This is a genomic window from Janthinobacterium sp. 64 (assembly GCF_002813325.1).
GTDB lineage: Bacteria > Pseudomonadota > Gammaproteobacteria > Burkholderiales > Burkholderiaceae_D > Janthinobacterium.
This window is the reverse complement of record NZ_PHUG01000001.1, coordinates 3363260-3385359: the sequence shown is the minus strand read 5'-3', so window position 1 is coordinate 3385359 and position 22100 is coordinate 3363260. Positions and strand designations below refer to the sequence as shown.

Below are 22100 nucleotides of genomic sequence, written 5' to 3'. Positions count from 1 at the left end.
ATAAAGATGAGGCGAGATGGACAAGATTTGGTTGAAGTCATACCCGGACAGCGTTCCCGCAGAGATAGACTGCACGCAATACCGTTCCGTGACACATTTGCTGGAAGAGTCGTTCCAGAAATATGCGGACCGTAACGCTTTCGTGTGCATGGATAAATTCATGACCTACCGTGAGCTCGACCAACTGTCGCGGCAGATGGGTGCCTGGCTGCAAAGCAAGGGCCTGCAACCGGGTGCGCGCGTGGCGATCATGCTGCCGAACGTGCTGCAATATCCGGTGGCGATGGCGGCGATTTTGCGCGCCGGCTATACGGTGGTGAACGTCAACCCGCTGTACACACCGCGTGAATTGCAGCACCAGCTGATCGATTCGGGCAGTGCAGCGATCATCGTGCTGGAAAACTTCGCCACCACGGTGGAGCAGGTGTTGCCGCATACCCAGGTCAAGCATGTGATCGTCGCCACCATGGGCGACTTGCTGGGTGGACTGAAAGGCACGATCGTCAACTTCGTCGTGCGCAAGATCAAGAAAATGGTGCCTGCGTTTTCCTTGCCGGGCGCCATCAGTTTCAACAAGATGCTGGCCGAAGGTGCGCGCCTGACCTTGCAGCCCGTGCAGCAGGGGCATGACGATATCGTCTTCCTGCAATACACGGGTGGCACGACGGGCGTGTCGAAGGGCGCGATGTTGTTGCACCGTAACGTGATCGCCAACGTATTGCAAAACGAGGCGTGGATGTCGCCCGTGATGACGCCTGAAATGCGCGCCACCTCGATGGGATTCATGTGCGCCTTGCCCCTGTATCACATCTATTCGCTGACGGTCAGCGCCCTGATGGGCATGCGCCTGGGCGGCATGAGCGTGCTGATCCCGAACCCGCGCGACATTCCCGGTTTCGTCAAGGAATTGAGCAAGCACAAGATCGTCGTTTTCCCGGCCGTCAATACCCTGTACAACGCGCTGCTGAACAATGCCGAGTTTGCCAAGCTCGATTTCTCCAGCTACAAGGTGTGCAATGGCGGCGGCATGGCCCTGCAGCGCAACGTGGCCGAGCGCTGGCTGAAACTGACGGGCTGCCCGCTGATCGAAGGCTATGGCATGTCGGAAACGTCGCCCGTGGTGACGGGCAACCGTGTCGACATCACGGAATTTACGGGCACCATCGGCTTGCCTTTCCCGTCGACGGAAGTGGCGATCCTGAACGACGACGGCGTGGAAGTGCCGCTGGGCGAACCGGGTGAAATCGCCGTGCGCGGCCCGCAAGTGATGGCCGGCTACTGGCAGCGTCCCGATGAAACGGCCAAGTCGATGACGGCCGACGGCTACTTCAAGACGGGCGACGTGGGCGTCATGGACGAGCGCGGCTACGTGAAGATCGTGGACCGCAAGAAAGACATGATCATCGTCTCCGGCTTCAACGTGTATCCGAACGAAGTGGAAGACGTGGTTTCATCGTGCCCGGGCGTGCTGGAATGCGCGTGCATCGGCGTGCCGGACGCCAACGCGGGCGAAGCCGTGAAAGTGTTTGTCGTGCGCAAGGATCCGAACCTGACGGTGGAGCAGATCCGTGAGCATTGCAAGCATGAATTGACGGCCTACAAGAAACCGAAATACATCGAGTTCCGCGATGAATTGCCGAAAACCAACGTCGGCAAGATCTTGCGCCGTCAATTGCGCGATGAAAAGAAGGTTGCCTGATTCGCAGCCAAGGCCGTGTCCGCCGCCAGGTTTCGGCCTGGGCGGGCGGGCAAGCCGAAGCAGGGCCGCAGCCAGTTCACCTTGCTGATCAGCAGCGAGGTTCCCAGCCAGCAGATCGCCACCGTGCCGGCCAGTACCAGCAGCGGTTCCGCCACTGGCCCAAGCTTCAGGGGCACGAGCCAATACGCCAGCAGCACGATCGCGCTCTGGTGCAATATGTACCAAGGAAAGACGGCCTGGCGCGCCCATGGCAGCCAGGCAAAAGGGCGGTTCAATAGCGTATGCGACCAGCCCAGAATGGCGCAGATGGCCAGCCACATATACAGGTTGCGCATGGGCCAGGAGCCGAACGAGGCCCAGGTCAGCAGGTTCTCCGAATACATCTGGTCGAACGCCATGTACACGGCAAACGCGCAGGGCGCCAGCAGCAGCGCATGCCAGCGCAAGCGCGCCAGCTCTTGCCACACTCCCTTGTCATTGCCCAGCCACCAGCCATACAGATACAGGGTGAAATAGATGGCGTGCGCGTACCAGTCCTTCACCAGCGCGTGGTTTTCCGGATAGCGCAGTTTCAGGAAGGCCGTTGCCGCCAGCGCCGGCAGGGCTGGCAGGATCAACAGGCGCCAGCCGCGCAACCCCGTAAACAGCGGCCTTGCCTTGGCCAGCAGCGGCTGGAGCGCCACCAGCACGATGGTGTACAGCAACAAATACACGAGATACCACAGATGATTCCAGGTAAAACTGGTCTTCCAGCCCGTAAATGCGCCAGCTGGCCAGGCATGGCCGCCAAAGTAATCCAGCAGGAATTGTCCATAGCCAGGTTCGACCAGGCCGTTCGTGACGCCTTCGCAATACGGCTGCACGGGTATCACCACGAGCACGCCAAACAGCAGGGGCAGCAACAGGCGCTTGACCCTGCGCCACAGGAAGGCCCGCCTGGACGTTTGCGTCATCATGGCGCAGGACACGCCGGAAATGAGGAACACGATTTCCATGCGCCAACGGTTGATAAAGACCATGGGATAGTTCAACGTTTCCGTCAGGTAGCTGCTCTTCATGTGGAAGGCGGCACCGTCCAGGTACAGCATGGCCGTGTGGTAGACGATCAGCAGGCTGAAGACAAGAAAGCGCAAGGCATCGATATCGTAACGGCGAGAATTGGTGATCATGGTCGCGAGATCCGTTGGTCAGGGAAGGCCCCAGCATAGGCATGCCGCGCGGGGTGAACCAGCGAAAAGTGACCAATTGCGGGCTGTTTGTGACGAGCGGTGATGCTGGGACGGCTTTGGGACCTTACAATCATGCAACTCATCCACCGTCCGACACCATGCGCCTGTCTTCCACCGATTTGTTGCAACGATATCAACGCTGGCGCCAGATCGCCGAACCAGCTTTCTGGATCGTCCTATATCTGCTGCAAACGTCGCTCAACTGCTGGATCAGCTGGACCGACCGCCAGCGTGCCGGGCTCGCTACGCCTTTTTGGGAAGTGGCCGTGTGGGAGTGGAGCAGCAACCTGGTGTTGCTGGCGCTGGTACCACTGGTGATCCTGGCCAACCAGTTGCGGCCGCTGCACCTGGTGTTCCAGCGCCAGAACCTGCGCTGGCACCTGGCCGCCTCGCTCGTCTACAGCCTCGTGCATGTGCTGGCCATGGTAGCCTTGCGCAAGCTGGCCTACTGGAGCGCCGGCAGCGATTACGATTTCGGTAACTGGTGGCGTGAATTGCCATACGAATACGTCAAGGATGTGCGTACTTACTTCTCTATCTTATTGTTCACGGGCTTTTACCAGCTACTGCTGATGCGCTGGCAAGGCGAGGCGACCCTGCTGGGCGAACCTGATGAAGGCCCGGCCGTGGAACCGGTGCAGCAGCCGGAGCGCTTCCTGGTGCGCAAGCTGGGCAAGGATTTTTTGCTGCCCGCCGGCGACATTGAATGGATACAGGCCTGGGGTAATTATGTCAATTTGCACGTGCGTGGCCACGATTACCCGCTGCGCTCGACCATGGCCGCCATCGAGCGCCGCCTGGATGGTAATCGCTACGTGCGCGTGCACCGCAGCTATATCGTCAACCTTGCATTTGTACAGAGCATCGTGCCGCTGGAATCGGGCGATGCGCGCGCCGTGCTGTCCACGGGCGGTGAAGTGCCCGTCAGCCGGCGCTACCGCGATGCCTTGAAAAGCATGTGCTAGATGCGTTGCACGCCAGCCTTGCCATCGTGCACGACAAAGCGGGCCAGTGTCGCGATGCCCGATGCGCTGTCGCGCACATTCTCCAGGCCCTGGAACAGGGTCGTCGTTTTCTCTGGCGTGATTTCCATCAACATATAGCCGCGCTTGTCGCTGCGTCCGTAGCGGATGTGCGGGTTCATCGCCACGTACTGCTCGGTGCGCGCCTGCGGGCGGGAACTTGATGTGATGGAGGTGCCGCAAAATTCGGTGGCCAGCACGGGATTGTTCTTGCCGGTGGGGCGCATGGCGTTGCGGCTCAGTTCCGTGGCATAAAAGGTATGCACGTCGCCCGACAGCACCAGCGGGTTGCTGGCCTTGCTGCTTTGCAAGGCGTCGAGCAGGTGCTGGCGCGCCATCGGGTAACCGTCCCAGCCATCGGTCCAGATGCGTTCATCGCCGGGTCGCACAATCGGCACCTGGCTCGATTGCGCCATCAGGGTTTGCTGGGCGAGGATATTCCAGCGCGCCGGGGAGTCGTCAAGGCCGGCTTGCAGCCAGCGCTGCTGTTCCTCGCCCAGCATGGTGCGGCCGGGTTTGCGCAAGTCGGGACAGTGGCGCGTGGTGACGGAATTGGAGCCGCCGCGGCCCGGCCTGGCGCACGCGTGATAGGCGCGGTACTGCCGGTCATCGAGCACGTGGAAGCGCGCCAGCCGGCCCCAGTCATAGCGCTGGTAGATGCGCATGTCGACAAAGCCGCGTCGCCCCAGCGGCAGCAGGCGCAGCGGCATGTGTTCATAAAACGCCTGGTAGGCGGCCGCGCGGCGCTGCAAAAAGGTGGGCGTGAGCAATTCGTCGCGGTCGTTGCCGTAATCGTTGGCCACTTCATGGTCATCCCAGGTGACGATCCACGGCGCGGCCAGGTGCGCGCCCTGCAAATCCTGGTCGCTCTTGTATTGCGCATAGCGGGCGCGGTACTCGTCCAACGTAAAACTTTCGTGCGTGCGCATGGCCCGGCTTGGATGCTGCAGCTGGTACGGTCCCCATTCATAAATGTAGTCGCCGAGGAAAGCCACCAGGTCGGGCGCGGCCGCGGCGATATGCCGGTGCGCCGCATAGGCGCCGAATTCCCAGTGCTGGCACGAAGCGACGGCCAGCTTCAGCGAGGTGGGCAGGCTGTCGGCGGCGGGCGCCGTGCGCGTGCGGCCCACGGGGCTGACGGCGTCGCCAAAGATAAAACGGTACCAGTACCAGCGCCCGGGCGCGAGGCCGCCCACGTCGACGTGCACGCTGTGCGCCAGGGTCGGCATGGCCGTGGCCTGGCCCTTGGCGGCGATGCGCCGGAACGCCTCGTCTTCGGCTAGTTCCCAGCGCACTGTCAGGGCGACGGCGGGCGTGGCGGCTGCCTGCAGCGGGTCGTAGCAGATGCGCGTCCACAGCACCACCGCATCCGGCAAGGGCGAGCCGGAAGCGACACCGAGCGCAAACGGATAGCCGTTGCCATTCATGCGCGTGGCGGCGCTCGCGCTGGAACCGGACAGCACGCTGCCGGCCGCGGCCAGCGCGGTGATGCGCGCAGCGCTTTGCAGGAAGATGCGGCGCTGGCTATCCATGGTGTGGAATTATTGCGACAATCAAGACGACAATAAGGTCTCGATCGGCGGCACCTTGCGCGGCTTGCGGTCGGAGTCCGTCGCCACATAGATCAGGGTTGCTTCCGTGACTTTCACGATGCACGCCTGCAGGCGGTTGCGCTCGGCATATACCTCGACATTGACGGTGATCGAGGTATTGCCTACCTTGACGATGTCGGCGTAGAAGGAGAGCAAATCGCCGACGAAGACGGGGTTTTTGAAGATGAAGGAGTTGACGGCGATGGTGGCAACGCGGCCGTTGGCGCGCCGCGTGGCCGGCAGGGAACCGGCGATATCGACCTGCGCCATGATCCAGCCGCCGAAGACGTCGCCGTACACATTGGCGTCGGACGGCGCGGGCATCATGCGCAATTCCGGCATTTTTCCGGCGGGCAGGCCGGAGGCGAGGCAGTTATCGGGACGGTCGGGGGAGGTGCTCATCTTTTATTCTCATGAAAGGCTACAATTGCCCCGATTGAACCATAAAAAGCCGACATTCGCCATGCGCCGTTCCCAGACTCCCCCTCCGCCCCGCTCGCCAGCCTCCGCCAACCACAGCGATTTCGCCACCATCAAGACCTTGTTGCCGTATCTCTGGGTCTACAAATGGAGAGTATTGCTGGCGCTGCTATGCCTGGTGGGCGCCAAGCTGGCCAACGTTGGCGTGCCCCTGATCCTGAAAAAACTCGTCGACGCCATGACGATCACGGCGGCCCATCCGCAAGCGCTGCTGGTGCTGCCCGTCGGCTTGCTGGTGGCGTATGGCTTGCTGCGCCTGTCGACCACCTTGTTCACAGAACTGCGCGAATTCCTGTTTGCCCGGGTCACGCAGCGGGCCGTGCGCACCATCGCCCTGCAAGTGTTCCGCCACCTGCATGCCTTGTCGCTGCGTTTTCACCTGAACCGCCAGACGGGCGGCATGACGCGCGATATCGAACGGGGCACGCGCAGTGTCGGCTCGCTCATTTCCTATACCCTGTTCAACATCTTGCCGACGCTGGTGGAAATCACCCTGGTGCTCGGCTATCTGGTCTTGCATTACGACATCTGGTTTACCGTGATCACGGCGGTGGCGCTGGTGTCGTACATCGCGTTTACCGTCTTGGTGACGAACTGGCGCACGCATTTCCGCCGCACCATGAACGACCTCGATTCCAAAGCCAATACCAAGGCCATCGATTCGCTGATCAACTATGAAACCGTGAAATATTTCGGCAACGAGGATTACGAGGCAAAGCGCTACGACGAAGGCTTGCAGCGCTATGAATCGGCGGCCGTGAAATCGCAGACCTCGCTGTCGCTGCTGAACACAGGCCAGTCCCTGATCATCGCCACGGCCGTGACATTAATTCTCTGGCGTGCCACCGTCGGCGTGATCGCCGGCACGATGACCCTGGGCGACCTGGTGCTGGTGAATGCCTTCATGATCCAGCTGTATATCCCCCTCAATTTCCTGGGCGTCATTTACCGCGAAATCAAGCAAAGCCTGGCCGACATGGAGCGCCTGTTTTCCTTGCTGAACGAAAACCGCGAAATCGCCGACACGCCGGAGGCCAGGCCGCTCGTCACGCGTGGCGCGGCCGTGCGTTTCGAGCACGTGGATTTCAGCTATGAAGCCAAGCGGCAAATCCTGTTCGACGTGGATTTCCAGATTCCGGCCGGCACCACGACGGCCGTGGTGGGCCACAGCGGCTCGGGCAAGTCGACCCTGTCGCGCTTGCTGTTCCGTTTTTATGAAGTCGATGGCGGCGGCATCACCATCGATGGCCAGGACTTGCGCGGCATCACGCAGGATTCCTTGCGCGCGGCCATCGGCATCGTGCCGCAGGACACGGTGCTGTTCAACGACACCATCGAATACAACATCGCCTACGGCAAGCCAGGCGCCAGCAAGGAGGCCATCGTGGCGGCGGCCAAAGCGGCATCGATCCATGACTTTATCGAAAGCTTGCCAGATGGCTACAACTCCATGGTGGGCGAGCGGGGCTTGAAGCTGTCGGGGGGCGAAAAGCAGCGCGTGGCCATTGCCCGCACCCTGCTGAAAGACCCGGCGATATTGATCTTCGACGAAGCGACGTCGGCGCTCGATTCGAAGGCCGAGCAGGCGATCCAGTCGCAGCTGAAGGACATCGCGAAAAACCGCACCACGCTGGTGATTGCGCACCGGCTGTCGACGGTGGCCGACGCCCAGCAAATCCTGGTGCTCGACCATGGCCGCATCGTCGAGCGGGGCACGCATCCGCAATTGCTGGTGCTTGACGGTTTGTACGCGCAGATGTGGCAACGCCAGCAGGCCAATACTGACGATGCTGAGGAAGAGGACGATGCCCTGGCGGGGCTGGCGCCGGCAAAATAAATCGGGAATGGGAAATCAGTAGGAAAAATGCTACAGCCGCGCTGATTCGGGCGCGCGTACAGCGCCTATTTGATGGCAATCGCAGAAAACGGCTGGTCCGGCGCTGAAAATGAAATAAAATTAATTCCATTGGTGGCGTCTGCACCACAGTTGTTTCGTTCGGAGTCCATCCGGTTTGTCCGCCCAGGAGAATTTATGAAATTGACCAAAATCATCGCCACGCTACTCAGCGTCGGTGTCATCAGCAGCATGTCGCCAGTCCAGGCTCAGGAATTGACCGGCACCTTGGCCAAGATCAAGAAAGCCGGTTCCGTCACCCTCGGCGTGCGCGACGGCTCCGTGCCCTTCTCCTACCTCGATGACAAGCAGCAATACCAGGGTTATTCGATCGACCTGTGCATGAAAGTCGTCACGGCCCTGCAAAAGCACCTGGGCCTGACCGAACTGAAAGTGGTGATGAGCCCCGTCACCTCGGCCAACCGCATCCCGCTGATGGCCAACGGCACCATCGACCTCGAATGCGGCTCGACGACGAACAACCTGGAGCGCCAGCAGCAGGTGGCGTTCGCCCCGACCATGTTCGTCATCGGCAACCGCGTGCTGGCGAAAAAATCCTCGAACATCAAGACCCTGGAAGACTTGCGCGGCAAGACCCTGGTCGCCACGGCCGGTACGTCGACCATCAAGCAGATGACGATCCTGAACAAGGAAAAGAACCTGGGCATGAATATCGCCGTCGGCAAGGATCATCCTGAATCGTTCCTGATGCTGGAAACGGGCCGCGCGGTGGCTGAAGCCAACGACGACATTTTGCTGGCGTCGCAAGTGGCCAGCTCGAAAAACCCGAACGACTACGAAATCACCAAGGAAGCGCTGTCGGTCGAGCCATACGGCATCATGCTGCGCAAGGGCGACCCGGCCTTCAAGAAAGTGGTCGACGATGCCTTGATCCGCCTGTACAAGAGCGACGACATCAACCGCATTTACGCGAAATGGTTTACCTCGCCGATCCCGCCGAAAAACATCAACCTGAAATTCCCCATGCCGCCGCAATTGAAGGCCGTGTTTGCCAACCCGACCGACTCCGGTGACCCGGCGGCCTATGCGGCCGTACCGGAAGCGCAGAAGACGTCGGACAAGCGGAAAAAGTAAAGATTGCGTAACAAATCGGGGGGCGCAAGCCTCCCGTTTTATTTGCGGGGCGGGTGGCCGGCTGGCCGCTCTCCTCGGGCTGCATGCGAAGGATGATCATGAATTACAACTGGAATTGGCGCATTTTCTGGGAGATTTCTCCCGATGGCGTGGGCACGTATATGGACACCCTGTGGTCCGGCCTGATATGGACCTTGGCCACGGCCGGTGCGGCCTGGATCATGGCCCTGATCCTGGGCCTGGTGATCGGCACCGTCCGTACCCTGCCGAATAAATGGCTGGTGGGCGTGGCCAATGCGTATGTGGAATTGTTCCGCAACGTACCGCTGCTGGTGCAGATGTTCCTCTGGTATTTCGTCATGCCGGAACTGCTGCCGCCCGACCTGGGCGCCTGGGTCAAGTCGCTGCCGAATGCGCCGTTCGTCACGGCCGTGCTGTGCCTGGGATTCTTTACTTCCTCGCGCGTGGCCGTGCAGGTCACGACCGGTATCGAGGCGCTGCCGCGCGGGCAGAAACTGGCCGGCACGGCGCTGGGGCTGACCCTGCCGCAAACCTACCGCTTCATTTTGCTGCCGATGGCCGCGCGCGTCATCATGCCGCCGCTGACCAGCGAATTTTTGAACATCATCAAGAACAGTTCCGTGGCGCTGACCATCGGCCTGATCGAACTGACGGCCAGCGCGCGCGCCATCCAGGAATTCTCGTTCCAGGTATTCGAGGCGTTTTCGGCCGCCACCATCATCTACGTCGTCGTCAATCTGCTGGTGGTGGTGCTGATGCACCTGATCGAGAAAAAAGTCGCCATTCCGGGCTTCATCGTCGCCGGCGCCAAGACAGGAGGACATTGATATGTTCGGTAATTTCGACTTCGATGTCATCTCCCGCTCGTGGGTTTACCTGTTCCAGACCGGCATGGTGTTCACCCTGAAACTGACGGCGCTGGCCATGGTGGGCGGCATCGTGCTGGGCACCCTGCTGGCGCTGATGCGCCTGTCCAGCAACCGCCTCATCTCGGGCGTGGCGTCGAGCTACGTCAACCTGATACGCTCGATCCCGCTGGTGCTGGTGATCTTCTGGTTCTACTTCCTGGTGCCGTATATTGCCGCCTGGATCATCGGTGCGGAAGAACCCGTGAAAGTGGGCGCGTTTTCTTCCGCGCTGATCACCTTCATCATGTTCGAGGCGGCCTACTATTGCGAGATCATGCGCAGTGGCATACAGTCGATTCCCCGCGGCCAGGTATGGGCCGGCCAGGCGCTGGGCATGAATTACCGGCAGACCATGGGCAGCATCGTGCTGCCGCAAGCGTTCCGCAACATGATCCCCGTGCTGCTGACGCAGACCATCGTGCTGTTCCAGGACGTGTCGCTCGTGTACGTGCTGTCGATCCCCGATTTCGTCGGCGCCGCCTCGAAAATCGCGCAGCGCGACGGCCGCCTGGTGGAAATGTATGTGTTTGTCGCCGTCGTGTATTTCGTGCTGTGCTATGCCTTGTCGTTCCTGGTAAAACGCCTGCAGAAACGCGTCGCCATCATTCGCTAACCGTAAAAGAAAGAACAAGATGATCGAACTCAATAACGTCAGCAAATGGTATGGCCAGTTCCAGGTACTGACCGACTGCACCACCAAGGTCGCCAAGGGCGACGTGATGGTCATTTGCGGCCCGTCCGGCTCCGGCAAGTCGACCCTGATCAAGACCGTCAACGGCCTCGAACCGATACAGCAGGGGCAGATCATCGTCGACGGCATCAGCGTCAACGATCCGAAAACGAATCTGTCGAAACTGCGCGCGCGCATCGGTATGGTGTTCCAGAATTTCGAGCTGTTTCCGCACCTGTCGATCCGCGAAAACCTGACCATCGGCCAGATCAAGGTGCTCGGCCGCAGCGCCGACGAAGCCAATGCCAAGGGCTTGAAATACCTGGACCGCGTGGGCCTGCTGTCGCAGCAGGATAAATTCCCCGGCCAGCTGTCGGGCGGCCAGCAGCAGCGCGTGGCGATCGCCCGCGCGCTGTCGATGGACCCGATCGCCATGCTGTTCGACGAGCCCACTTCGGCGCTCGATCCGGAAATGATCAACGAAGTGCTCGACGTGATGGTGGGCCTGGCGCAGGAAGGCATGACGATGATGGTCGTCACCCATGAAATGGGCTTTGCCCGGCGCGTGGCCAACCGCATCGTCTTCATGGACCAGGGTAAGATCATCGAAGATTGCAGCAAGGATGACTTCTTCAACACCACGCGCTCGGACCGCGCGCGCGATTTCCTGGCCAAGATCATTCACTAACAGATTGAGCCAGGTCCGCTACCGGCGGCCCTGATCGTACCTGCGTTTCTTCTGTCCGTCGCTGGAGATATGTCTCCAGCGACACATCTTGTCGTATCCCCATGTTAAATTAGTTGTATTGAAGAAATTTCAATGTGCGCGCCATGCCGCGCTACTTTTTTCATTTCATCTGAATGGGATCATTACATGTTTTCACCGCAAATCCATCTTCTTGAGGTACTGCCTACCATCAGGCAATTGCTCCAGACTTATCAGCAGCCGCAAGAGTGGTTGGCCGGCGTGGAACAGCAAACGCGCCATTTCCTGGTGCGTGTACCTTTCGTGGGGGCGTTCAGTAGCGGAAAATCGAGCTTGTTGAATGCCTTGATGGGGGAAAGCTTGCTGTCGACGAATGTCGATCCGCAGACATCAATTCCTGCGGAACTCGCATACGGCAAGCCGGAAAGCTTTACCTTATGTTTTCCTGATAACACAGTCAGGCCATTGGCGCGCAGCCAGGTATTGGAGCTGCAAGCTGGCCAGGCACCGGCAGGCGCCTGGCTGGACTTGCATGTGGAATGCGATACCTTGGCTCGGCTGCCCCATTTGAAACTGGTCGACATGCCAGGCTGGGACTCGGGCAATGGCCAGCACGGACGCGCCATCGACGATTACGTCGAGCGCAGCCTGGCTTATTGCATCGTGGTCAGCGCGGAGGAAGGTGGTCTGCATGCAAGTATCCGTGCTGCCCTGGCGGAGTTGCAGCTGCACGACATGCCGGTGATCGCGGTCATCAGCAAGGCCGATAAAAAATCGCCTGACGATGTGCAGGAGGTGGCGCGCCAGGTGGCCCGGGAGATTGAGGGCATTTCTGGACGGGCACCTTTGCGGGTAGTGACAGTTTCTGCGCGCACGCATATGGTGCGCGAGCTCGATGATGCGCTGCAGGAACTCGAGGCGTTGGCCGAGCCATTGTTCCTGCATTCGGTCACCAGGCCCTTCGTTGCCCGCCTGCGCCCATTGGTCCAGTATCTGGATGTATTGCTCAATCGAGAAGATCTGGACCGGGAAAAAATCGTTCTCGAAAAGATGCGTGTTGCAGAGGAAATAAAACTGTTTGAAACGCGGCTGGGGCAAGAAACCGCACAGCTCGACGCCAGCTTGCCTGCCGTCCTGGAAGCCATCCTCCTGCATGTGCGTAATCGTTTGCACGAGCAGCTTGAGGCATGGACGGTTGCCGCATTGGCTGGTCGTGACGTGAGCGTGCAGATTGACCAGGCCATCCGCCTGGGCATGACCAGTGGCATCCAGGCCGAATTTGATGTTGTCATGCGCCGCTATTTTGACCGAGTCGGCGATTTTACGCCGGCCGTACTGGATATAGACCTGCGTATTCCTGGCGGTGCTTCGGTGGCGAAAGACAGCGATGCGGGCATTGATCGCGCGATGATACACATGGTGGCGGATCAAGCCATCGATTTGCTTGCCAGCCGGTTTCCGGTTGCAAAAGTGCTCAAGCCCTTGTTGCTGGGTTTGATAGACATCTTGCAGCGGATCTTTGCCAATCGCGGCAAGGCTGAAGTTGCTCAAGCGCAGCGTCATGAGGAAATCCGCATGCATCTGCTCAACCAAGTCTTCCCGCAAATACAGCAGGCCGCGCGCACCGCCTTGCAAACGACGTTGCAGGCACATGTGCAGCAGGCCAAAGCCGGTATTGTTGCAGCAGCAGAACAGCAACTGGCCCAGCGCCAGGCAGCGCTGGCCAAGCTTGATGCCGACCTGGCGCAAGGCGATACGGCGTTCCAGCAGAAGCGCCGGCAGTATGAGATTGATCGCCACGCGGTCCAGTCCATTATCGACGCCTGCGAGCAGCCATGAGCGTGCTGTTGTCTCCGGACGAGATCGAAGCGCGATATCGTCTGTTATGCCGCGTCACCGCTGGTGAGCCAGCCGCCGCAGGCGCGGCCGCCATCAATGACGAGTTCGATGCGCTGCAGCAGCTTGTCCGGCACGATTTGATGGAACTGGCGCGGCATGGTGCACCGGCTGATTTCAGCCAGATCGTCGCGGCACTGGAAGAAGGGTTGGGACAGTTACAACAATTGTGCAGCTTTCCCATGCTGACCGGGAAAAAGACCGTCGGCGTCGGTGGTGCGTTCAGCGCCGGCAAATCCAGCCTGATCAACGCCCTGCTTGGCCAGCAATTGCTGGCCGTCGAGGTCGACCCGACCACCGCGCTGCCGACCTATCTGTTGCGACATCAGCAAAGCGTGATTCTTGGGCTCAATCGCCTGTTGCAGAAGGTCGAACTGAGCAAGTCGGAGTTTCTCAGCCTGACGCATGGTGAGCAGGAAGCGTACGGCAGCAATGCAGGGGCGATGTTGCAAAGCGCCCTGTATGCGCTACCGGAATTTCCATGGCCTGCGCTGGCCCTGATCGACGTGCCTGGCTATTCCAAACCCGATGGCAACGTCCTCAAGGCGCGTACCGATGCCAGGATCGCCCACGCACAACTGAGTGCGGCGCAGACCGTGATCTGGGTCGTGTCGGTCGAAGCTGGCGGCATCTCGGAACAAGACCTGGTGTTCCTGGCGTCGCTGCCCCGTGAGATGGCATGCCTGATTGTCGTCAGCCGTGCCGACAAGCGCGACCCGCAGTCCGTGGCGGCGGTCGTGAAGGGTATTGGCGAGGCCGTATCGGCACGCGGCATTGCGGTGCTCGCCGTGGTGCCTGTGTCCACGCGAGACAGTCAGGCTTATCCCTTGTCAGCCGTGCGCGAACAATTGCAGCGCTGGAATGATGAGCTGCCGGCAATAGGTCCTGCCGAGCGCTTCAAAAGCCAGTTTTTTCGTTATGAGCGTTACCTTGCGCATGAAGCACAGCAGCGCCGCCGCCAGCTGGGCCTGATGAAGCGGATACTGGCTTTGTCCACCGAGGTGGAAGCGCAGCACGATGCCGGCGAGCTGCTTGCCGAGATGCAGCTCGCGCTGGAATGGGCGCTCAGGCAGACGGCGGACCTGCAGGCGTTCCAGCAGCGCTTCTTTGCTCACTTGCATACGCTGGTGCAGGCCAGCGGCATGGCGGTGCCGGCCGGTGCCGGTGCGGGACAAGGCTGCCTTCCCCCGCTCGACTTGCTGTCGCTGTTGCGTGCATTGCATGCACCGGGCCATGCATCGCAAGTGCATCGCCGCCATCTTGCCTTGCTCAGCCGTCCGGCTGACGCGACACGGCGGCCGTCGCTGTTGCGGCGTACATCGCAGCGCTACCTGCCACTGCTGCAGCCTTACTCGGCGGCTGCTGAAGCCAGCAATGCCGCGCGCTTGCTGCACCAGGGAAGCCGCCCGGCCAGCGTGCGCATCCTGTCTTTTTAATACGCTACACCCTCAGGAAAAATCATGAATTCCCATCATTTTGACTTGCCGCGATTGCTGCGCGATACCGATGCCCTCAAAGTGGAAATGTTTCCCTTGCCGCCGCATTTTGCAATTGCCTGCGATGAATATACGCGCCTGTGCCATGCCAGCGCCGTGGCCGCGACACTGTTGGCCGATCAACCCATCAGCGAGACGGAAGGCCGCTTGTTCGACATGTTGCTGACCTCGCTGGGGCTGGCTGAGCGGCGAAATACCGTCTGGCAGATGGCCGCCGATCTGAACCGGGATAGCCTGCGCGAATTCTTGCAGGCGGTCCAGCAGCACCAACTGGCGTCCAGCTTCATGCTCGACGTCCTGGTCCTGTGCCGGCTGGACGGCCCGCTGTCGCAACAGCAGCTGACTTTGCTGTCAGAGCTGGCCGAATTGTTGCAGCTGCCCGAGGATGAATTGCTCGTACTGACTTTCTGGGCATCGAAAATATTGGGTCTGCCGTTTGATACGGCGTTGCCTGGGAGCTGCTTGGTTTCTGTTGTTAATACTTCATCTGGAACTAACAGAGGCTGGAGTGATTTCGCGTTTGTTGTTGAGCAGCAACTTGCTGAACCTGGCGATATGCTGAGTGAACGACATTTGATCCTCACGTCTGCTGAAAATCTTCAAGATAAAAATGCCTATGTGGGAGAAACGCGTAGCAGGCAGGCTGGCTGCTTGCACCGCATCCTGCTGAAAAAGTCCGAGATTCTGGAGATCGGAAAGGCTGGCGCGCTGATCCTGCCTTTTCCGCCAGCCTATGCGGTGTGGCGCGAGGCCGTGGGGATACCCGCAGTCGCACCGTAAGGTGCCGCATCAGTATTCTCCCATACCTATCATCGCAGGAAGAATTGAATGAATCATCAATTGATGGATTTCGAGCGCCAGCTCAACGGCCTGTGCGCAGCGCTGGAAGCCTGGCGCAGCACGCATTTTCAGCACGAAATCAGTGCGCTTGGCGTACAGCGCCAGGATTTCCTGACGCAAATGACACGCTTCGACGAGGCACGGCAGCATTTAAGCATCGGCATCATCGGCCAGGTCAAGGCGGGGAAAAGCAGCTTTCTGAATGCCTTGCTGTTTGATGGTCGCCCCGTGCTGCCCGAGGCTGCCACGCCGAAGACGGCCAATCTGACGCGCATCGCGCATGGCCCGGCGCCGGTGCTGACGGTGGAGTACTACAGCCCGCAGGAATGGGCAGGTATCGTTGACATGGCGGCAGGCGTGGCGCAAGACGATGGCGCCAGGGTCGCGCGTGAACTGGTCAGCATGGCCCGCGACAGTGGTGTCGATATCGCCGCCACCCTGGCCAAGGGCAGCGAGCGGCTGGTCGCCACGCATGCGGAACAGCTGCCGCTCAATGACTACGCAGGCGAGAACGGCCGCTATACGGCCCTGGTCAAGGCCACCAGCCTTGAACTGCCCATGGAGGAACTGCGCGGGCTTGATCTTGTCGACACGCCGGGCATGAATGATCCGGTGATCAGCCGCACGCAAAAGACCAAGGAATACATGGCGCAGTGCGACGTGGTGTTTTTCCTGTCCCGCTGCAGCCAGTTCCTGGATCAGTCCGATACCGATCTGCTGCATCTGCAATTGCCAGGCAAAGGCGTCAAGCGCATCGTACTGGTCGCCGGGCAGTACGATTCCGTGCTGCTCGATGATGGTTATGACCGCAGCTCGCTCGCCGCCACCGAAGATAATATCAAGTCGCGGCTGTCGCGGCGTGCGGCGCAGGCAATGGACAAGCTTGCCAATGAACGCCAGGCGCAAGGCCGTGGCGAACTGGCGGCCATGCTCCATGGCCTGCGTGCGCCCGTCTTTGCCAGTACCTTTGCGCATGGTTTTGCCAGTTGGCCCGAGCATCGCTGGAACAAGAACATGCATCATGTGCATGGCCAGATGCAGGCGATGGCAAGGCAATGCTGGAATGGCGCAGTCATCAGCAACGAAGACTGGGCCCGGCTGGCCAACTTTGATGCGCTCAAGGCCGTGTATGAGCAGGCACGGCTCGACAAGCACGACCTGCTGGAGCAGCAGCGCCAGGACGTCTTGCCGCGCGCACGGCGTGAACTCGGCCTGTGTTTGCGTGAATTGACGGATGCGGTGCAACGGCGGGCCCAGCAACTGCAAACAGGCGATCTTGCCACCCTGGAGCGCCAGCGCCAGGCCTGTGAGCACCGTATCGCCGATATCGTCACCTGCCTGACACAGGAAATTGACAAGCATACACAGGCCGCACGGCGCACCAGAGACACCATGCTGGCGCAATTGAAAGGCGCCATGGCCGAGTTTTCCAACCTGAAAGAAAAATCGGGAACGGAAACCCATACCTCATCGCATGAAGTGAGTACCTCGCGCTGGTATAACCCCTTTTCCTGGGGCAATACCGAGACCGTTTATCGCAGCTATACCAGCAGCTATACATATATGGCTGCGGCCGATGCTGTGGAACAAGTGTTGACGTATGGCCGCACCAGCGCCGCCGATATCGAGCACGCTTTCGCCCGCGTCGTCAACCGCGGGGAACTGCTGGCGGCCTTGCGCAGCGCATTGTTGCGCGCCCTCGATACCGATGATGCCGCATTCGATCCAGGTCACTTTCGCCGGACCTTGCAAGCATCGATGGAGCGCCTGGTGTTACCCGAGCTGCAACTGGAGGTCAGCGGTATCGGTGCCGGTATCGGTAGCCGTTTCAAGGGTGAAATACGTGACCCCGAGCACATGGCGCGCTTGAGGGCGTCGCTGACCCAAGCCTTGCAGGATGTCTTCCAGGATATTGGTAGTGCTTTTGAGCTTGGCGTAGCGCAGTTGTGTCAGCAACTCGATGGCGTTCGTGCCTCGCTGGAGCAGCAAATGGTGGCGGATCTGCGGCAGGAGTTGTCGTCCTTGCAGCAGGCGTTTGCAGACAAGGAAAATGACCTCGCGATTGGCGCCAGGATTGTCGTGCTCGCGGCCGGCGTGCTTGCCACCCTTGAGACTCAAGCCTGACAATCAAGCGATCAGGCACCTGAAACTGCTTATCGCCCAGGCGGGTGACTGGCCTGCAAAGGCTGCCCCGCGACTGGTAAAATGGCGTTATCCGCAATGACCGCCTGAGAGCAGCCGCCATGTCCACACCCGATCACACCCCAGTCGCCGTTCCATCTTCCATCACCATCACCCGTCCTGACGACTGGCATCTGCACCTGCGCGACGGCGCCGTCATGGCTAGCGTGCTGCCGCACAGCGCGCGCCAATTCGGCCGCGCCATCGTCATGCCGAACCTGAAGCCGCCCGTCACCACCACGGCGGACGCCAGCGCCTACCGCGAGCGCATCCTGGCCGCCGTGCCGCAAGGTGTGAACTTCGATCCGCTGATGGTGCTGTACCTGACGAACAACACCTCGCCCGACGAAATCCGCCGCGCGCAAGATAGCGGCATCGTGCAGGCTGTGAAGCTGTATCCGGCCGGCGCGACGACGAATTCGGACCTGGGCGTGACGGACTTGAAGAATTGCTACAAGGTGCTCGAAGTGATGCAGGAAGTGGGCATGCCCTTCCTCGTGCACGGCGAAGTGACGGACCCGGAAATCGACATCTTCGACCGCGAAGCCGTCTTCATCGAGCGCGTGATGCGCCCGCTGCGCAGCGCCTTCCCGGCCCTCTCCGTTGTATTCGAGCACATCACCACCAAGGATGCGGCGCAGTACGTGGCCGAAGCGGAAGGCCCGATCGCCGCCACCATCACGGCGCATCATCTGCTGTACAACCGCAACGAGATTTTCAAGGGCGGCATCCGCCCCCATTACTATTGCCTGCCCATCCTGAAGCGCGAAGAGCACCGCCTGGCCCTGATGACGGCCGCCGCCAGCGGCGACGAGCGCTTCTTCCTCGGGACGGACTCGGCGCCGCACGCGCAGGGCGCCAAGGAAATGGCCTGCGGCTGCGCCGGTTGCTACACGGCTCTGCACGCGATGGAAATGTATGCGGAAGCGTTCGAACGGGCCGGCGCGCTCGATAAACTCGAAGCGTTTGCCAGCTTCCACGGCCCGGCCTTCTACGGCGTGCCGCGCAACACGGACACCATCACCCTGAAACGCGAAAGCTGGACCTTGCCAGCGTCGCTGCCGCTGGGCGACAGCCATGTGATTCCGCTCAACGCGGGCGAACAGATCAACTGGAAAATGGTCTAAGCGTTCATGCTGCCATCGATAGACTGGACCCGCCCCTGGTTTGCCACGGTGCTGCCGGCGCGACGGCAGCTGGACCTGCAGCGAGACACGGTGATCGTCGCGCTGAACGGCCGGGCGCGCGCGCTGGACTTGCGCAACCCCACCGGCCTGCCGCTGGCCTTCGTGCCGCAAGCGGACTTGCCCGAAGGCGTGGCCTACGAAGAGTTCATCGGCGCGACGGGCGGCGTGCCCACGCGCGACAATCTGCACGATTTTTTCAACGCGCTCGTGTGGCTGACCTTCCCCCGCATCAAGCGGCAGCTGAACGCCTTGCAGGCGGCGCAGATCGCCTTGTCCGGCGTCGGCAAATCGCGCGGTCCCGCGCGCGACGGCGCGACGATTTTCGATGAAAATTCCGCCTTGCTGGTGCTGCGCGACGGCGATGCCGGACGCGCGCTGGAAGCGGCGCTGCGCGGGCACGACTGGCGCAGCGCATTCATTGCGCAGCGCGAGAAATTTGGCACGGGCGGCGACGCCGAAGTCTGGCTGTTCGGCCACGCGCTGATGGAAAAACTGGTGGCGCCGCGCAAGGCCATCACGGCGCACACGCGCGTGATCTTCGCCGGCGACGCCTACTTCGCACTCGATGATGCGGCACGCCGCACCTGGCTCGACGAGCGCGTGGCGCAAGACCTGGCGCAGCAAGGCCTCACCACGGCGGACTTCACGCCGCTGCCCGTGCTCGGTCTACCCGGCTGGTGCGAGAACCAGGACGACGATTTTTACAATGACGCGGCGGTGTTCCGCCCGAAGCGCAAGGCAGCAGGCGCAGAAAGAGATCAATAGCATGGAAAACACCGTCCGCTGGGGCATCCTCGGCACCGGCAAGATCGCCCGCGCGATGGCCAATGGCTTGCGCGACGCGCCCGGTGCGCAACTGGTGGCGGTCGCTTCGCGCAGCGAGACTGGCGCGCAGGCTTTCGGCGCCGAATTCGGCATCGAACGTTGCCACGGCTCCTACCAGGCGCTGGCCATGGATCCTGACGTGGACGTGATCTACATCGCCACGCCGCACACCCTGCATGCGGAAAACGCCTTGCTGTGCCTGGCCGCCGGCAAGCACGTCGTGTGCGAAAAACCGTTCACCATGAATGCGCGCGAAGCGCAGGCCGTGGTCGGCCTGGCGCGCGAGAAAAAACTGTTTTTGATGGAAGCCATGTGGAGCCGTTTCCTGCCTGCCGTGCAGGAAGCGCAGCGTATCATCGCCAGCGGCGAGATCGGCGTGCTGCGGCAAGTGCAGGCCGATATCGGTTTCGTCGCCAATTTCCCGCCCGAGCACCGCATGTTCAACCCGGAACTGGGGGGCGGCGCGCTGCTTGACGTGGGCATCTACCCGCTGTCGATGGCGGCGTTTTTCCTCGGCCCCGTGTCGCAGGTGCAGGCGCTGGCCGAAATGGGCGCCACCGGCGTCGACGAACAGGTGGTGTTCTCGCTGCTGCACGCTGGCGGCGGCACCTCGTCCTGCGCCTGCAGCCTGCGCGCGCAGACGCCGACGGAAATGACCATATCCGGCAGCCTGGGGCGCATTCGCCTGCCCAGCCGTTTTTACAAGCCGGACCATCTGATCGTCGAAACGATGGATGGAGCGCGCCGCGTCGTCGCCATGCCGCATCTGGGCAACGGCTACGCGCATGAAGCCATCGAAGCGATGCGCTGCATCCGCGCCGGCCTGCTGGAAAGTCCCCTCATGCCGCACGCCGACAGCGTGGCGCTGATGCACAACCTTGATACCATGCGCGGCCAGATCGGCCTCGTCTACCAAGCCGACCAGGCGTGAACAGGAACCCCATGACATTGTCCTCATCCCGCCCCAGCCTGAAAACCGTCCTCATCGCCAGCGGCGTCGTCCTGACCCTGGCGATGGGTGTTCGCCACGGCCTGGGCTTCTGGATGCAGCCGATCTCGCAAGCGCATGGCTGGACGCGTGAAACGTATTCGCTGGCGCTGGCCATGCAAAACCTGATGTGGGGCGTCTTCGGCCCGTTCGCCGGCATGGCGGCCGACCGTTTCGGCACCATGCGCGTCGTCATCGTCGGCGCCATCAGTTACATGGCGGGGCTGGTGTGGATGGCACTCGTGACGCAGCCCACCCTGTTCATTGTCGGTTCCGGCATCTTCATCGGCCTGGCGCTGGCCTGCACGGCCTTTGGCGCCATCAGCGGCATCATCGGCCGCAGCGCGCCGCCCGAGCAGCGCTCGTGGGCTTTCGGCATTTCGTCGGCGGCCGGCTCGTTCGGCCAGTTCCTGATGATGCCGGTGGAGCAGCAGCTGATTTCCGCCGTGGGCTGGCAAAACGCCTTTTATGTGCTGGCCGCACTGGTGCTGCTGGCGATGATCCCGATGGCCTTTTACCTGCGCGAACCGCCCGTCTCGCACGCCAGCGGCCCGCAGCAAAGCGTGGGTGCCGCCTTCAGCGAAGCCATCGCCAGCCGCTCGTTCTGGCTGCTGCTGGCCGGCTATTTTGTCTGCGGTTTCCAGCTCGTCTTCATCGGCGTACACTTGCCGGCCTACCTGAAGGATCAGGGCCTGATGAACCCGAACGTCGCCGTCACGGCGCTGGCGCTGATCGGCCTGTTCAACATCGTCGGCTCCTACTATGCGGGCAAACTCGGTGGCAAGATCGCCAAGCGCTACCTGCTGTCGGCCATCTACGTGATGCGCGCCGTGGTCATCACCGCGTTCCTGCTGGCGCCCTTGTCGGCGTGGTCCGTGTACCTGTTCGCCGCCGGCATGGGCGTGCTGTGGCTGTCGACCGTGCCGCTGACGAACGGCATCATCGCCGGCATCTTCGGCGTCAAGCACTTGTCGATGCTGGCCGGGATGGTGTTCTTCTCGCACCAGGTGGGCAGTTTCCTCGGTGCCTGGCTGGGCGGCTATCTGTACGAGCACCAGGGTAGTTACCACATCGTGTGGATGATCACCATCGGCCTGGGCTTGCTGGCCGCGCTGATCAACTTGCCCATCGACGAGCGCGCCGTCAAGCGCGTGGCGGTGGCGGCATAATGGCCAGCTGGCGCACATGGCTGTGGCGCCTGGCCGGCGCCGCCCTGCTGGCCCTCGTCTTCCTCGCCTATCTGCGGCCCGACTTCATGCTCGACCTGGCGAACCGCTTCTGGATGTGCATGTAGGCTGCGTGGGCGCAAGGTGGTTTGCGTGAAGTCGGATTACGCTGGAAGTCGGATTACGCTACGCTAATCCGACCTAC

19 protein-coding genes are annotated in these 22100 nt (G+C 61.2%); 16 read left to right on the top strand and 3 right to left on the bottom strand.

What is annotated here, in order from left to right:
• The first annotated feature begins 16 nt into the window (after window positions 1-16).
• Entirely contained in the window at window positions 17-1699 is a 1683-nt protein-coding gene (locus CLU91_RS14905; RefSeq protein ID WP_100874792.1) for a long-chain-fatty-acid--CoA ligase, read from the top strand.
• On the opposite strand, the gene CLU91_RS14900 is transcribed toward CLU91_RS14905, so the two are convergent.
• Window positions 1669-2868: an acyltransferase family protein gene (locus CLU91_RS14900; protein ID WP_100874791.1), complete on the bottom strand. Its 1200-nt coding sequence runs from the start codon at window positions 2866-2868 to the stop codon at window positions 1669-1671. The genes CLU91_RS14905 and CLU91_RS14900 overlap by 31 nt on opposite strands.
• 158 nt (window positions 2869-3026) lie before the next feature.
• On the opposite strand from CLU91_RS14900, the gene CLU91_RS14895 reads away from it, so the two are divergent.
• The gene (locus tag CLU91_RS14895) at window positions 3027-3893 is read left to right on the top strand and encodes a LytTR family DNA-binding domain-containing protein (RefSeq protein ID WP_100874790.1); all 867 of its coding nucleotides are present in this window, start codon (window positions 3027-3029) and stop codon (window positions 3891-3893) included.
• On the opposite strand, the gene CLU91_RS14890 is transcribed toward CLU91_RS14895, so the two are convergent.
• Together CLU91_RS14890 and CLU91_RS14885 are read right to left on the bottom strand one after the other, a co-directional pair.
• On the bottom strand, window positions 3890-5482 hold the full coding sequence (locus tag CLU91_RS14890) for an alkaline phosphatase D family protein (RefSeq protein WP_100874789.1): 1593 nt from the start codon (window positions 5480-5482) through the stop codon (window positions 3890-3892). The two genes, CLU91_RS14895 and CLU91_RS14890, sit on opposite strands and share 4 nt — an antisense overlap.
• A gap of 21 nt (window positions 5483-5503) precedes the next feature.
• A complete protein-coding gene (locus CLU91_RS14885) occupies window positions 5504-5869 on the bottom strand; it encodes an acyl-CoA thioesterase (protein ID WP_232730930.1) in 366 nt (121 codons plus the stop codon).
• 136 nt (window positions 5870-6005) lie between these two features.
• Here CLU91_RS14885 and CLU91_RS14880 point away from each other — a divergent pair, with 136 nt between their 5' ends.
• The 14 genes from CLU91_RS14880 (at window position 6006) to CLU91_RS28710 (ending at window position 22023) form a co-directional block, all read left to right on the top strand.
• Window positions 6006-7859 (top strand): ABCB family ABC transporter ATP-binding protein/permease, encoded by a 1854-nt coding sequence (locus tag CLU91_RS14880; protein WP_100876753.1) that lies wholly within the window; start codon window positions 6006-6008, stop codon window positions 7857-7859.
• Between the two features lie 195 nt (window positions 7860-8054).
• Window positions 8055-9011 carry an amino acid ABC transporter substrate-binding protein gene (locus CLU91_RS14875; protein WP_100874787.1) on the top strand — a complete coding sequence of 319 codons (957 nt, stop codon included), beginning with the start codon at window positions 8055-8057 and terminating at the stop codon, window positions 9009-9011.
• A 98-nt stretch (window positions 9012-9109) separates the two neighbouring features.
• Window positions 9110-9859 carry an amino acid ABC transporter permease gene (locus CLU91_RS14870; RefSeq protein ID WP_100876752.1) on the top strand — a complete coding sequence of 250 codons (750 nt, stop codon included), beginning with the start codon at window positions 9110-9112 and terminating at the stop codon, window positions 9857-9859.
• Between the two features lies 1 nt (window position 9860).
• A complete protein-coding gene (locus CLU91_RS14865; RefSeq protein WP_100874786.1) occupies window positions 9861-10553 on the top strand; it encodes an amino acid ABC transporter permease in 693 nt (230 codons plus the stop codon).
• 19 nt (window positions 10554-10572) lie between these two features.
• Window positions 10573-11298: an amino acid ABC transporter ATP-binding protein gene (locus CLU91_RS14860; protein WP_100874785.1), complete on the top strand. Its 726-nt coding sequence runs from the start codon at window positions 10573-10575 to the stop codon at window positions 11296-11298.
• Between the two features lie 186 nt (window positions 11299-11484).
• Window positions 11485-13155 (top strand): dynamin family protein, encoded by a 1671-nt coding sequence (locus CLU91_RS14855; RefSeq protein ID WP_157814702.1) that lies wholly within the window; start codon window positions 11485-11487, stop codon window positions 13153-13155.
• Complete coding sequence (locus CLU91_RS14850) at window positions 13152-14648, top strand: dynamin family protein (RefSeq protein WP_100874783.1); 1497 nt, start codon at window positions 13152-13154, stop codon at window positions 14646-14648. Before CLU91_RS14855 ends, CLU91_RS14850 begins: the two co-directional genes overlap by 4 nt.
• 24 nt (window positions 14649-14672) lie before the next feature.
• A complete protein-coding gene (locus CLU91_RS14845) occupies window positions 14673-15488 on the top strand; it encodes a hypothetical protein (protein WP_100874782.1) in 816 nt (271 codons plus the stop codon).
• A 48-nt stretch (window positions 15489-15536) separates the two neighbouring features.
• Complete coding sequence (locus CLU91_RS14840; protein ID WP_100874781.1) at window positions 15537-17672, top strand: dynamin family protein; 2136 nt, start codon at window positions 15537-15539, stop codon at window positions 17670-17672.
• A gap of 119 nt (window positions 17673-17791) precedes the next feature.
• The gene (gene pyrC, locus CLU91_RS14835) at window positions 17792-18856 is read left to right on the top strand and encodes a dihydroorotase (protein ID WP_100874780.1); all 1065 of its coding nucleotides are present in this window, start codon (window positions 17792-17794) and stop codon (window positions 18854-18856) included.
• A gap of 6 nt (window positions 18857-18862) precedes the next feature.
• Complete coding sequence (locus tag CLU91_RS14830) at window positions 18863-19681, top strand: DUF3025 domain-containing protein (protein WP_100874779.1); 819 nt, start codon at window positions 18863-18865, stop codon at window positions 19679-19681.
• A 1-nt stretch (window position 19682) separates the two neighbouring features.
• Entirely contained in the window at window positions 19683-20672 is a 990-nt protein-coding gene (locus CLU91_RS14825; RefSeq protein WP_100874778.1) for a Gfo/Idh/MocA family protein, read from the top strand.
• Between the two features lie 11 nt (window positions 20673-20683).
• Window positions 20684-21898 (top strand): MFS transporter, encoded by a 1215-nt coding sequence (locus tag CLU91_RS14820; RefSeq protein WP_100874777.1) that lies wholly within the window; start codon window positions 20684-20686, stop codon window positions 21896-21898.
• Window positions 21898-22023: a hypothetical protein gene (locus tag CLU91_RS28710; RefSeq protein ID WP_255206293.1), complete on the top strand. Its 126-nt coding sequence runs from the start codon at window positions 21898-21900 to the stop codon at window positions 22021-22023. Before CLU91_RS14820 ends, CLU91_RS28710 begins: the two co-directional genes overlap by 1 nt.
• Window positions 22024-22100: the final 77 nt, after the last annotated feature.